This is a genomic window from Wujia sp. (assembly GCF_056872695.1).
The window spans coordinates 78169-90260 of record NZ_DBMFCD010000011.1; the positions used below are offsets into that span (position 1 = coordinate 78169).

The window sequence follows — 12092 nt, forward strand, 5'->3', positions numbered from 1 at the left end:
ATAAACAATGAGTAAGAAACCAGTTGTATTGATGGTACTTGATGGCTATGGCATTACAGACAAGACAGAGGGTAATGCAATTTACATGGCAAAGACACCGGTCATGGATAAGCTGATGGCAGAGTGTCCATATGTACGAGGAAATGCTTCCGGACTCGCAGTCGGACTGCCGGACGGACAGATGGGTAACTCCGAGGTTGGACATATGAATATCGGTGCCGGAAGAATTATCTATCAGGATCTGACATCCATTACAAAGGCAATCGAGGATGGCGATTTCTTCGAGAACGAAGCAATGCTTGAGGCGATTGAAAACTGCAAGAAGAACAACTCCGACCTTCATCTGTGGGGACTTCTGTCTGACGGTGGTGTTCACAGCCACAATACACATCTGTATGGTATCTTGGAGCTTTGCAAGAAGCAGGACTTTGACCATGTATATGTACATCCATTCTTAGATGGTAGAGATACACCTCCGGCATCCGGTAAGGATTATGTTGCTGCACTCGTTGATAAGATGCAGGAGATCGGTGTTGGTAAGGTCGCAAGTATTTCCGGCCGTTACTATGCTATGGACCGTGATAACAACTGGGATCGTGTAGAGAAGGCTTATGCAGCTATGGTATATGGTGAGGGCGTAAAGGCTGCAGATCCTGTACAGGCAGTTGCAGATTCTTATGCAAATGATAAGACAGATGAGTTTGTTCTTCCAACCGTAATTGAGGCAGATGGAAAGCCGGTTGCAACGGTAAAGGCAAATGATTCCGTGATCTTCTTTAACTTCCGTCCGGACCGTGCGCGTGAGATCACAAGAGCGTTCTGTGCAGATGAGTTTACAGGATTTGAGCGTAAGGGTGGAAAGCTTCCACTGACATATGTATGCTTCAAGGATTACGATGAGTCTATCCCGAACAAAATCATCGCTTTCAAGAAGCAGGAAATCAAGAATACACTTGGCGAGTATCTTGCTGCAAACGGTTTGAAGCAGCTTCGTACCGCTGAGACAGAGAAATATGCACACGTTACATTCTTCTTCAATGGTGGTGTGGAAGAACCGAACAAGGATGAGGACAGAGTACTCGTGAAGTCTCCAGCTGTTGCAACTTACGATCTGCAGCCAGAGATGAGCGCACCGGAAGTATCTGAGAAGCTCAATGCAGCGATCCGTTCCGGCAAGTATGATGTTATTATCATCAACTTTGCGAACCCGGACATGGTAGGACATACCGGTGTGATCCCTGCTGCTGTAAAAGCTGTTGAGACAGTTGACCAGTGTGTAGGAACTGCGGTAGAAGCAATCAAGGAAGTAGACGGCGTTCTCTTTATCTGTGCAGACCACGGAAATGCAGAGCAGATGATTGATTACAAGACAAAGGCACCGCATACAGCGCATACAACCAATCCGGTTCCATTTATCCTTGTAAATTACGACGACAGCGTAAAGCTTCGTGAGGGTGGATGCTTAGCTGATATCGCTCCGACATTACTTGAGATCATGGGACTTCCACAGCCGGCAGAGATGACAGGGAAGTCATTGATTGTAAGATAATTGATTTCTATGCTGTAGATAAGTCGTATAGGTTTTAAGATACTAAATGCCCATACTGCTACGGAGAGATCGACGTCAAAGCAACCAAATGTATGCATTGTACATCCGATGTCTCTGATAGTGCACAGTTGTAAAATATAAAAAAATAGAAAACCTTTTTCGATAGAGTTATCTACCGCAAAAAGGTTTTTCTTATTCTAATAGCAGGAGGAAAAAAGATTGAATTTTCTAGAGGAACGCATCCTGAAGGATGGCATAGTAAAAGAAGGAAATGTACTGAAGGTCGACAGCTTTCTGAATCATCAGATGGATGTCCGCCTGTTCGATCAGATTGGCGAGGAATTCAAGCGTCGGTTTGCAGAGGAAAAGATCAATAAGATTCTGACAATCGAGGCATCCGGCATCGGCATTGCCTGTATCGTCGCAAGACATTTTGATGTTCCGGTTATTTTTGCCAAGAAATCAAAAAGCATTAACATCGAAGGTGATGTGTATGTGGCAGAGGTAGAATCTTTCACACACAAGTGCAAGAATCAGGTTATTGTATCGAAGAAATTCTTAGACCCTGAGGATAGAGTCCTGATCATCGATGATTTCCTTGCGAACGGCTGTGCGCTTCAGGGACTTATTTCAATCGTAAAATCCGCCGGCGCAGAGGTAGCAGGTATCGGTATCGCAATCGAGAAGGGCTTCCAGCCGGGTGGACAGGTAATCCGAAATCTTGGATACCATCTGGAATCCCTTGCGATTGTGGACAATATGGATTATACAACCGGTGAGATCAAATTCCGCGATTAAAAAAATCGAAAAGTTCTGTAACGAAATAGTTACAGAACTTTTTTATTGTGTCTGCACAGATTTCTATATACAATTGAATGTATAAAAAACTCTGATTCGGAAATAATTAGCTTAGATGTAAAAATTTTGGGAGGCTGATTTGGATGGATCGGATCAAATATATACACGCAAGAGAAATACTGGATTCCCGCGGTAATCCAACGGTGGAAGTAGAAGTCGTCACAGAAAGTGGTGCGGCAGCGATCGCATCGGTGCCTTCCGGCGCTTCAACCGGAGAATATGAGGCACATGAACTGCGCGATGATGAGCGCAGATATATGGGAAAAGGCGTAGAGAAGGCAGTGACCAACGTCAATACGCGGATCAGCGACAGGCTCGTTGGCGTAGATGTGTTCAATCAGGCTTTGATTGACAAATGTCTGACCGAATCGGATGGTACGGAGAACAAATCCCGGTTTGGTGCTAACGCCATCTTAGGAGTGTCACTGGCAGTTGCCCGTGCGGCAGCAAATTCACTTCGTATGCCATTATACCGGTATATCGGTGGAATCAACGCGAAGAAAATGCCACTTCCGATGATGAATATATTAAATGGTGGTGCTTGTGTTATTATAATGACACAAGGCAGAACCCCTTATAATACAAGGGCTCTAGCGATTTAGTCCTAAATAAATTTCGTAACCAATCAACGAATTTATGAAGGAAAGGCCTCTCTTTTATAAATAACACAGTACAGAAGTAATAGAATTTCAGAACTCTGCTGAGATGTATTTACTATACCACGAAAGCGGTGATAATTGAATAAAAATATATTTTGGACTGAATTAGCTCGCATGAGATTTATATCTCAGCTGTCTGATTCAGTCTTTTTATTTAACAAGAAAGAAGGGAAAGATTATGGCAAAAGTAATTTCTATTGTAAACCAAAAAGGGGGAACGGGAAAATCAGCATGTACAGCTAATTTAGCAGTAGGATTAGCACAAAAAAATATGAAAGTGTTAATCGTTGATGCTGATCCACAGTCTGATGTATCCGCAGGATTTGGATATCGTGATTGTGATGAAAGTAATGAAACACTTACAGCTCTTATGGATACAGTAATGAAAGATGAAGATATTCCTTCAAACTGTTATATCAGGCATCAGGCAGAAGGAATAGACATTATCTGTTCTAACATTGGACTGGCAGGTACGGAAGTACAGTTGGTAAATGCAATGAGCAGGGAATATGTATTGAAACAGATTTTATATGGTATCAAGGATCAATATGATGCAATTATCATTGATTGTATGCCATCATTGGGAATGATCACAATCAATGCACTGGCTGCATCAGATGAAGTACTAATTCCGGTTGAAGCGTCTTACCTGCCAATCAAAGGATTGCAGCAGTTATTAAAAACAATCGGTAAGGTTCGTAAGCAAATCAATCCGAAGCTGCAAGTCGGTGGAATTCTATTTACGATGGTCGATGCTCATACGAATGATGCCAGGAATAATATGGAACTTCTCAGAAATGTATATGGAAGTCAAATTCATATCTTCGATAATTATATTCCATTTTCTGTAAGAATGAAGGAAGCAGTCAGAGAAGGACAGAGTATTTTCTCTTATGATCCGAAAGGTAAAGCTACAGAAGCTTATAGGAGAGTGACGGAGGAGGTGCTGAAAGATGCCATCTAAAAAAAGAGCAACTCCCGTTTCCTTACAGCCGCTTGATGCATTGTTTGGAACAAACGAAGAGACAACCAATGGAATTAGTGAGATAGCAATAGGAAGTCTTCATCCATTTACGAATCACCCGTTTCAAGTAAGAGATGATAAGAAAATGGAAGAATTAGCAGAAAGTATTACACAATATGGCGTGTTGGTTCCTGGTATTGTGCGTTTGAGAGAATCCGGTGGTTATGAGCTGGTAGCTGGTCATCGGCGAAAACGAGCATGTGAACTTGCTGGACTAGAGAAAATGCCGGTTATCATCAAAGATCTTACGGATGATGAAGCGACGGTAATTATGGTAGATTCCAACATTCAACGAGAAGAGCTGCTGATCAGCGAAAAAGCATTTGCTTATAAAATGAAATATGAGGCGTTAAAGCGTCAGGGGAAACGCTCTGATTTAACTTCTTGCCAAGTTGGCAAGAAGTTGGCGGCAGAAGAAGTCAGTCAGAATACAGGAGATAGTTCCAGACAGATTCTTCGATATATTCATTTGACAGAGTTAATAGCAGAGCTATTAGATTTGGCAGACGAGAAGAAGCTTCCCTTTAACACAGCTGTTGAACTTTCTTATTTGAGAACTGAAGAGCAGCAGATATTATTTCAGTATATGAGTAATCACAGTATGGTACCGTCCATGAAGCAGGCAAAGGAATTGAAACAGATTTCAAAAGAGCGGATGTTGACGTATTCAGAGATTGATCAGATTTGCATGAATGAAAGTACTGAAAAAGTTCAGGTGCAGATTCCGGCGAAGAAATTGAAACAATATTTTCCAGAGACATATACAAAGACTCAGATGGAAGAAATTATATTTATGCTTCTAGCATCGTGGGCAGAAAGAGAGGGTAAAGAATGAGCAATGAAGATATGGCAAGTAGAATACAAGTTTATCTGAAAAAGATAGAAAAGATACGTGTTAAACGGATAAAAAGAGAGAAGTTTAAACATTTGTTGAAAACATTAGGATTATCAGCAGGAAGGAAGTGAAAGTATGGCTTTAAAAATTGTACGAAGATATGATGCGAACGGAAGGGAGCTTACGGAGAAAGATCTGGAAACCTTTCGATTGGATTCTCCTGTGGTTAGAGAAATATTGGCAAACCTTAATCGGGAGGTGGCGGAAGGAATCAGACAGAGGGAGAAAAAAGGTGACGATTGAAGACGTAATTAAAAAATCAATTCTACCACTGGCATTTATGGTATTCTGGTTTTGGATGACAAAAACAATTATGAAAGTCAGCGGACAGACGGATTGGTTCTGGTGGATATTTATTGCTGGATTACCATTTGGAATACATAAAATGCGGCTGATTCTAATCCCTAGAGGAATGGATACCACAGCAACACTTGGAATGGCTGCATTAAGTGTCATCATTGGAGCTTTGATTGGATGTATCATGATTCCAGTGTATGTAATCCGTGCGGTATACGTTATTTTACGATATATCATCGGAAAACAATTGAATATTTGATAAGAGGCAGGCTTGCGAAAATAAAATCGTAAGCTTGCCTCTTTTTTTGTACCAAAAATCAGGCAATTCAGGGGAAAGCCCTTTTGCAAATATATATACTTGGAGGATTTTTAAGATGAGAGAGCGAATTGAAAGTAAGCATGTAACAAAAGAAATCAAAAGTCAGATGCCAGTGATTCCGGTGGAAATTGTTAAAGAAAGAAGCTGTACGTTCTGCCCGTATTATCTGGGCAATTATGAGAAACAGCCACGCTGTATGATGAAAACCTGTGCCTGGGATGATGAAAATGAACGTTTCCATCCAGTTCTTCGTGGACTGATTCCATTTTACAAAGAGAAGATGGAAAAAGCAGAAGAGAAGTTCCTGGCAATGAAAAAGATTTACACAACGCTGTTAGGAATGTTTGCCGATGAAATGAAGCAGGAAGAGTTGGAAAAAGATGAATGTTACGGATGTGCCTATGGAAAATGTGGACCATGTATCGGTATCTGTTACAAATCAATGAAAGCATAGGAGGGTTAAGCCAATGAATACAACAGTTATTTCCGGGCGATTGGTAAGAAATCCCGGATACAATGAAGTGGAGAATGAAAAAGGACTTCATAAGATTGCCAAGTTTGTTTTGGCAGTCAGAAGAAATTATTCTGATGAAGTCAGTTTCATTCCGGTAAAGGCTTTTGCAAAGAAAGCAGAATTTGCCAGAGATTATCTGATGCAGGGAACGAAGGTCATGGTGGAAGGCGAGATTGTCACAGGTAATTATGAAGATAAGGATACCGGGAAAAAGATCTATACCACCGAAGTGTATGCAAACCGGATTGAATTCGCAGGTGCAAAAATGGTTGACAGACCACCATTTCCAGAAGATGCGGAAGGGTTCTTAGAGATCCCAGAGGGCATGGAAGAAGAAATGCCGTTTAGATAGAGGAGGATAAAAGATGGTTTCAGTAAATCAGGCGTATATGGTAGGGCATATGAAAAATGCCGATGGAAGTATCAATAACAAAAATGTAGTGCTGTCAGCAGCATGTGAAGCAGCGGAACTGTTCCAGTGCATGATGTCAGTAAATCAGAAACTGGAAGACTGGCAGAGATTTAACCACACCTTGGAGCTGCATCTTAGAAGTGTGGAATGTGAGAAAATCCATGATATCTGTCAGGCAGTATATGGAATGAAACATCCGTCCGATGAACTGGAAGGATTGTATCTGGCAAGAGAGGATGAACAGATATGCCTTCTGTACTATCAGGTATTTGTAGGGATGTTGGAAATCAATATTAATTCAGCCGAAGTGCTGTACAAACAGAAGGAGGAAACAATCAATGAATAAGATGGAGTATATGCCGGTAGATTGTCTGCAGGTGCCGAAGGTGCTGTTCCAGATGGAAAAATACAAAAATCTGTCAAATACAGCAAAGATTTTATACAGCTTATTTCTGGATCGTTTGAAATTTGCGGTGCAGAATGGTTGGGTAGATGGTAAGGGGGATTTGTATGTAATCTATCCAAAAAGTGAAATGAAGAAAGACCTGAATACAACCAGATATGGGGTAGATCAGGCAGTACAGGAACTGGTGGAGATTGGAAATCTGGTGCGCATCATTCCGAACAATGGAAAGGCGAACCACTTTTATATCAATGATATTTATGAAAATGAGATGGAGGAAGAATCAATGATGACATTAGACAGAATTATGGCAAATATGCCGATGGAAGAAAGAGAAATTATCATGGACAAGATGGTGGCAGCATCCAGAGATATTCTGGAAACAATTGCGGATATGGGATATCTGGATGAATATGAGACACCACTGACTCCTATGGAAGAGCGGGGCTATTACGATGAAGAAGGTAATCTTGATATTGATGCCATAGAAGCCGATGGCTATGAGTTTGGTATGGATCTGGCATTTGGCGTGTTATCTGTATTTGATGGAAAGCCTGAACGTGTGCTAGAAATTCAGAAATATGTAAATGAACAGTATGAGTGCTGCTCTAATAAGAAATTTATGAAAGTTCTGGAAACGATCGCACGAATGAATGGAAACGAGGAGGTTTATATCGAGGATATGTATGCCTGCAATAAAGAAGCAAGGAATTATTATCTGAGTGAGTTAATGATGTGCTTCAATTTTGTGTTTAATGAGATGTGTCATGGAACAGGCAGTGCAGCAGGGTGTGATTTTAATAATAAGGAAGAATAGGAAATAAGCTATGGCAGATTTTGAATATTTCAGAGCAGAAGAATCTGACCAGTTTTCTTTCTTTCGGATACCAAAAGCTCTGTTCACAGAAAAAGAGTTTGCAAGCCTGTCCACAGACGCAAAGCTTCTTTACGGAATTCTGCTTGATCGAATCAGTCTATCCAAGAAAAATGGCTGGATTGACAGTGATGGTTATGTCTATATCATTTACACGATTGCAGAATTGCAGGAGCTGTTGCGAATGTCGCATACAACAGTAACAAAGCTTCTTTATGAGCTTGACAGTGTGCATGGAATTGGATTGATCGAACGGTATCGGCAGGGGAATAATCGTCCTTCTGTCATATATGTGAAAAATTTTGTGAAACGGATCAGAGGAAAGCCAGTAAGATACTTTGCTTCTGGAACGCCAGAAACTGGAAATCCAGACTGCAAAGAATTGGAAATCCGGATTGCAAGAAACTGGAAGTCCGGAACGCAAAAAAATAGAAGTCCGGACTGCAAGAATCTGGATGGAAGTAATACTAAGATAAATAAGACTGAAAAGAATCATACTGATAAGAGTAAGGGCAATACTCCCGCTCTGGAAGAAAAATTCAGTCAGTATGGTAGATTTAAAAATGTTGTCTTGTCAGAAGCTGAACTGCAGGAGTTGATGACGTTATTTCCATGGGACTACCAGAAACGGATTGATCATCTTTCTGTTTATATGAAATCCAGTGGAAAAGAGTATCAGAATCATTTTGCAACAATCTGTCTTTGGGCAGAACGAGATGGAGCCAGGGCAGGAATGGATAAATATGAATTTCAGGAAGGAGAAAGCCTGTGATGGAAAACAAAGTAACAGCAGATTATCTGGATGAAGAGGGATGTCTTCATTGTGGTATCTGTGGAAAAAGAAAACAGATGAAAGTTAGTCTGATGGGATTTGAGCATGTAGTGTCCTGTTTGTGTGAATGCGAGGTAAAAGCCAGGCAGGAACTTGACGAGAAGATGCAGCGGGAAGAAGCACAGCGGCAGCTTTATCAGAGAAAATCCGTCGGACTTCAGGAAAGAAGATTCTGGGAATGGAAATTTGAAAAAGACAATGGAAGCAACCAGAAGATACTAATCGCCAGGCAGTATGTAGAAAACTGGACAGATATGAAGAGAAAAAATGTAGGACTGCTTCTGATGGGACCAGTTGGAACCGGGAAAAGTTTCTTTGCAGGCTGTATTGCAAATGCACTTTTGGAACAGGGAGAACGTGTCATGATGACGAATTTTTCCAGGATTTTAAACGAAATGACCTGCTATCAGGCAGATAAGAACCAGATTATACAAAATCTTGTGGATTATCCGTTGCTGATTATTGATGATTTAGGAATAGAACGAAATTCCGAGTTTGCTTTGGAGCAGGTCTATAATGTGATAGATAGCCGTTATTGTAAAATGCTTCCGCTGATCGTAACAACGAATCTGGGACTGAATGAAATGAAATCCACAGATTTGGATACTGCCCATCAGCGTATTTACAGTAGAATACTTGAAATGTGTGTTCCCATCTATTGTGGTGGAGAAGATAAGAGAAAAGAAGAAGGGACAGAAAAACTCGTACAGGTGCAGAACCTGATTACCGGTTAATCTGTCTTTTTTCATTAAAGGGGGTGATTGCCATGATTACAGATCTGGACAGCAGTTGAATCGCTGAAAGGAGGGAAAAGTCATGCAGGAAGAGGTAACTCAGAAAACGGTCACGTTCTGTATTCGGGCAACTAAGATTACAGCAGACCTGTTGAAAAAGGTTCTTGTTGCGTATCTGCGTCATCAGAAGCAGAAATCAGTAGAGAAGAAAGCACAGAAAAATCAGCCGAAACAGGGAAAGGTCACGGTAAAAGAGCTGGCAAAACAGAATGCCGGGATGGTCAATATCGAGATCACGGACAAAAATATCAAGTCCTTTGAACGGTATGCCAGAAAATACGGGATCAATTATGCTTTGAAAAAAGACAAGAGCAAAGAGCCTCCGGTTTATCTGGTATTTTTCAAGGGACGTGATCAGGATGCCCTCAATGCTGCTTTCCGTGAGTTTTCCCAGAAACAGATTCAAAAAGCGAATAAGCCTTCCATTCATAAGCGTCTTGCAGCTTACCGGGCAATGATGCCAAAGAAGACGAAGGACAAAGTAAAGAACCGGCATCAGGAGCAGAGTCGATGAAAAAGAAAAGCGGCAAAACTCTGATGCAGAAGTGGAAGAATAAAATCGGGGGTAAGCTGTCCGCCCTGGATAAAAAGAAACTGGTTCTTACAAATATCCCTTATGCTCTGGCTGCTTTCTATGCAGACCGGGCATTTTTTCTTTACCGGAACAGTCCGGGAGAAGATATGGGGAACAAACTTTTATATGCAATGGAACACGCAGACCGGATTTTTGCTGGTTTTGTGTTAAGCAATAACTGGAAAGATCTGCTAGCAGGTATTGTTGTTGCAGTCGTTCTGAAAGTGTTGGTCTGGCAGAAACAGGCAGACGCAAAGAAATTACGGAAAGGCATCGAGTATGGTTCAGCCAGATGGGGAACCGCAGAGGATATCAAGCCTTATATGTCGGAAGATCCATGGATGAACATTCCATTGACAGCAACAGAAGCACTGACCATGGAGAGCAGACCGAAGCAACCGAAGTATGCAAGAAATAAAAATATAGTGGTCATCGGCGGCAGTGGTTCCGGTAAGACACGTTTTTTCGTAAAACCATCGGTCATGCAGATGAACTGTTCCATGGTCATTACAGATCCGAAGGGCACTCTGATCGAGGAGTGCGGAAAGATGTTGACAAAAGGACCACCGAAGAGGGATAAAGATGAAAATGTCATCAAAGATAAATCCGGAAAAGTGGTGCATGAGCCTTATGTGATTAAGGTTCTGAATACCATTAACTTTTCCAAATCCCTTCATTACAATCCGTTTGCTTATATACGGTCTGAAAAAGATATCTTAAAGCTGGTGACGACAATTATTGCCAATACCAAAGGGGAAGGTGAAAAATCTTCCGAAGATTTTTGGGTGAAAGCAGAGAAATTGCTCTACACAGCACTGATTGCTTTTATCTGGTATGAAGGGGATGAAGAGGAAAAAAATCTGAATACCCTTCTGGATCTTTTGAATGAAAGCGAAACCCGTGAAGAGGATGAAACTTACCAGAATCCAGTGGATATGATGTTCCAGGAACTGGAAGAAATAGATCCGCAGCACTTTGCGGTCAGACAGTATAAAAAATACAAAATGGCCGCCGGCAAAACCGCAAAATCGATTTTGATTTCCTGTGGAGCCAGACTTGCCCCATTTGACATCGCAGAGCTTCGTGAGATCATGTCTTATGATGAAATGGAACTGGATAAGATCGGTGACAGGAAAACAGCCTTGTTTCTGATTATGTCCGATACAGATACAACCTTCAACTTTGTGATTGCGATGCTGCAGTCACAGCTTTTCAATCTGCTTTGTGATAAGGCAGACGATGTATATGGTGGAAGACTTCCGGTGCATGTGCGTGTCATCGCTGATGAGTTCGCCAACATCGGGCAAATTCCTCAGTTTGACAAGCTGATTGCAACTATCCGAAGCAGGGAAATCTCTGCTTCTATTATTTTGCAGTCACAGAGTCAGCTAAAGGCAATGTACAAGGATAGTGCAGATACCATTCTGGGTAACTGTGATACTACACTATTTCTTGGTGGAAAAGAGAAAACTACCTTAAAGGAAATGAGTGAACTTTTGGGTAAGGAAACCATTGATCTGTATAACACTTCGGAAACGAGGAGCAATCAGAAGTCTTTTGGATTGAATTACCAGAAAACAGGCAAACAGCTGATGACAGAAGATGAGATTGCAGTCATGGATGGAGGAAAATGTATCCTGCAGATTCGTGGTGCCAGACCATTTTTCTCAGACAAATATGATATCACGAAACACAAAAATTATCGGTTTCTTGCAGATGAAAATGAGAAAAACCGATACAAAGTAGAAAAAGAGTTAAATCCGCAGTACACACCGAAACCCGAAGAAGAGGTGGAGGTAATTCAGGTGGAGCTGTCGGAGTAACCTTGGGAATGAACGAAAAATAATGAGGAAAGGAATAACTGACATTAGGTGCGCCGGCTTTTTAGTCGGTGTTTTTTCATTCCCGTAAACACCTGAAAGAAGTCAGTTTTGGTGAATGTATATGGCATTTTTTAGCAGTGCAATTACAACTTTAAAAACTCTTGTAGTCGCAATCGGCGCAGGTCTTGGCGTGTGGGGTGTCGTAAACCTTCTGGAAGGATATGGAAATGACAATCCCGGCGCTAAGAGCCAGGGCATCAAACAG

The 12092-nt window shown here is 41.4% G+C and carries 16 protein-coding genes and 1 pseudogene; all 17 read left to right on the forward strand.

Annotation, left to right across the window (positions count from 1 at the left end; genetic code table 11):
* The first annotated feature begins 7 nt into the window (after positions 1–7).
* The gene (gene gpmI, locus ACZQK9_RS10915; protein WP_483270577.1) at positions 8–1549 is read left to right on the forward strand and encodes a 2,3-bisphosphoglycerate-independent phosphoglycerate mutase; all 1542 of its coding nucleotides are present in this window, start codon (positions 8–10) and stop codon (positions 1547–1549) included.
* Between the two features lie 219 nt (positions 1550–1768).
* The gene (locus tag ACZQK9_RS10920; RefSeq protein WP_178017322.1) at positions 1769–2347 is read left to right on the forward strand and encodes a xanthine phosphoribosyltransferase; all 579 of its coding nucleotides are present in this window, start codon (positions 1769–1771) and stop codon (positions 2345–2347) included.
* Positions 2348–2490: 143 nt separating this feature from the next.
* A pseudogene (locus ACZQK9_RS10925) lies at positions 2491–2946 on the forward strand (phosphopyruvate hydratase family protein); the annotation flags it as partial.
* Positions 2947–3244: 298 nt separating this feature from the next.
* A complete protein-coding gene (locus ACZQK9_RS10930; protein WP_117593543.1) occupies positions 3245–4030 on the forward strand; it encodes a ParA family protein in 786 nt (261 codons plus the stop codon).
* The gene (locus tag ACZQK9_RS10935; RefSeq protein WP_118440642.1) at positions 4020–4925 is read left to right on the forward strand and encodes a ParB/RepB/Spo0J family partition protein; all 906 of its coding nucleotides are present in this window, start codon (positions 4020–4022) and stop codon (positions 4923–4925) included. The genes ACZQK9_RS10930 and ACZQK9_RS10935 overlap by 11 nt, the downstream gene beginning before the upstream one ends.
* Positions 4922–5056 carry a hypothetical protein gene (locus tag ACZQK9_RS10940; RefSeq protein ID WP_015524546.1) on the forward strand — a complete coding sequence of 45 codons (135 nt, stop codon included), beginning with the start codon at positions 4922–4924 and terminating at the stop codon, positions 5054–5056. The genes ACZQK9_RS10935 and ACZQK9_RS10940 overlap by 4 nt, the downstream gene beginning before the upstream one ends.
* Positions 5057–5060: 4 nt before the next feature.
* On the forward strand, positions 5061–5228 hold the full coding sequence (locus ACZQK9_RS10945; protein ID WP_173725558.1) for a hypothetical protein: 168 nt from the start codon (positions 5061–5063) through the stop codon (positions 5226–5228).
* Positions 5218–5541, forward strand: coding sequence for a DUF6050 family protein (locus ACZQK9_RS10950; protein WP_118440640.1), 324 nt, complete (start codon positions 5218–5220; stop codon positions 5539–5541). The genes ACZQK9_RS10945 and ACZQK9_RS10950 overlap by 11 nt, the downstream gene beginning before the upstream one ends.
* A 115-nt stretch (positions 5542–5656) precedes the next feature.
* Positions 5657–6055: a hypothetical protein gene (locus ACZQK9_RS10955; protein ID WP_173725560.1), complete on the forward strand. Its 399-nt coding sequence runs from the start codon at positions 5657–5659 to the stop codon at positions 6053–6055.
* A gap of 13 nt (positions 6056–6068) precedes the next feature.
* Positions 6069–6467 carry a single-stranded DNA-binding protein gene (locus ACZQK9_RS10960; RefSeq protein WP_005344165.1) on the forward strand — a complete coding sequence of 133 codons (399 nt, stop codon included), beginning with the start codon at positions 6069–6071 and terminating at the stop codon, positions 6465–6467.
* 13 nt (positions 6468–6480) lie between these two features.
* Positions 6481–6873, forward strand: coding sequence for a hypothetical protein (locus ACZQK9_RS10965; protein ID WP_117593537.1), 393 nt, complete (start codon positions 6481–6483; stop codon positions 6871–6873).
* On the forward strand, positions 6866–7747 hold the full coding sequence (locus tag ACZQK9_RS10970; RefSeq protein WP_117593535.1) for a replication initiator protein A: 882 nt from the start codon (positions 6866–6868) through the stop codon (positions 7745–7747). The genes ACZQK9_RS10965 and ACZQK9_RS10970 overlap by 8 nt, the downstream gene beginning before the upstream one ends.
* A gap of 10 nt (positions 7748–7757) precedes the next feature.
* On the forward strand, positions 7758–8576 hold the full coding sequence (locus ACZQK9_RS10975; RefSeq protein ID WP_117593533.1) for a replication initiator protein A: 819 nt from the start codon (positions 7758–7760) through the stop codon (positions 8574–8576).
* On the forward strand, positions 8576–9370 hold the full coding sequence (locus tag ACZQK9_RS10980; protein ID WP_117593531.1) for an ATP-binding protein: 795 nt from the start codon (positions 8576–8578) through the stop codon (positions 9368–9370). Before ACZQK9_RS10975 ends, ACZQK9_RS10980 begins: the two co-directional genes overlap by 1 nt.
* A gap of 82 nt (positions 9371–9452) precedes the next feature.
* Positions 9453–9944: a PcfB family protein gene (locus tag ACZQK9_RS10985; RefSeq protein ID WP_054752943.1), complete on the forward strand. Its 492-nt coding sequence runs from the start codon at positions 9453–9455 to the stop codon at positions 9942–9944.
* Between the two features lie 23 nt (positions 9945–9967).
* Positions 9968–11827 carry a VirD4-like conjugal transfer protein, CD1115 family gene (locus ACZQK9_RS10990; protein ID WP_483270579.1) on the forward strand — a complete coding sequence of 620 codons (1860 nt, stop codon included), beginning with the start codon at positions 9968–9970 and terminating at the stop codon, positions 11825–11827.
* A gap of 121 nt (positions 11828–11948) precedes the next feature.
* Positions 11949–12092 (forward strand): Maff2 family mobile element protein (locus tag ACZQK9_RS10995; RefSeq protein ID WP_202184348.1); only part of this gene is annotated, 144 nt, incomplete at its 3' end.

Bases quoted from the DNA above. Each gene is read 5' to 3' on its own strand.
- gpmI (WP_483270577.1), top strand. From the start codon at position 8: ATGAGTAAGAAACCAGTTGTATTGATGGTACTTGATGGCTATGGCATT.
- ACZQK9_RS10930 (WP_117593543.1), top strand. From the start codon at position 3,245: ATGGCAAAAGTAATTTCTATTGTAAACCAAAAAGGGGGAACGGGAAAA.
- ACZQK9_RS10935 (WP_118440642.1), top strand. From the start codon at position 4,020: ATGCCATCTAAAAAAAGAGCAACTCCCGTTTCCTTACAGCCGCTTGAT.
- ACZQK9_RS10940 (WP_015524546.1), top strand. From the start codon at position 4,922: ATGAGCAATGAAGATATGGCAAGTAGAATACAAGTTTATCTGAAAAAG.
- ACZQK9_RS10945 (WP_173725558.1), top strand. From the start codon at position 5,061: ATGGCTTTAAAAATTGTACGAAGATATGATGCGAACGGAAGGGAGCTT.
- ACZQK9_RS10955 (WP_173725560.1), top strand. From the start codon at position 5,657: ATGAGAGAGCGAATTGAAAGTAAGCATGTAACAAAAGAAATCAAAAGT.
- ACZQK9_RS10960 (WP_005344165.1), top strand. From the start codon at position 6,069: ATGAATACAACAGTTATTTCCGGGCGATTGGTAAGAAATCCCGGATAC.
- ACZQK9_RS10965 (WP_117593537.1), top strand. From the start codon at position 6,481: ATGGTTTCAGTAAATCAGGCGTATATGGTAGGGCATATGAAAAATGCC.
- ACZQK9_RS10970 (WP_117593535.1), top strand. From the start codon at position 6,866: ATGAATAAGATGGAGTATATGCCGGTAGATTGTCTGCAGGTGCCGAAG.
- ACZQK9_RS10975 (WP_117593533.1), top strand. From the start codon at position 7,758: ATGGCAGATTTTGAATATTTCAGAGCAGAAGAATCTGACCAGTTTTCT.
- ACZQK9_RS10980 (WP_117593531.1), top strand. From the start codon at position 8,576: ATGGAAAACAAAGTAACAGCAGATTATCTGGATGAAGAGGGATGTCTT.
- ACZQK9_RS10985 (WP_054752943.1), top strand. From the start codon at position 9,453: ATGCAGGAAGAGGTAACTCAGAAAACGGTCACGTTCTGTATTCGGGCA.
- ACZQK9_RS10990 (WP_483270579.1), top strand. From the start codon at position 9,968: ATGCAGAAGTGGAAGAATAAAATCGGGGGTAAGCTGTCCGCCCTGGAT.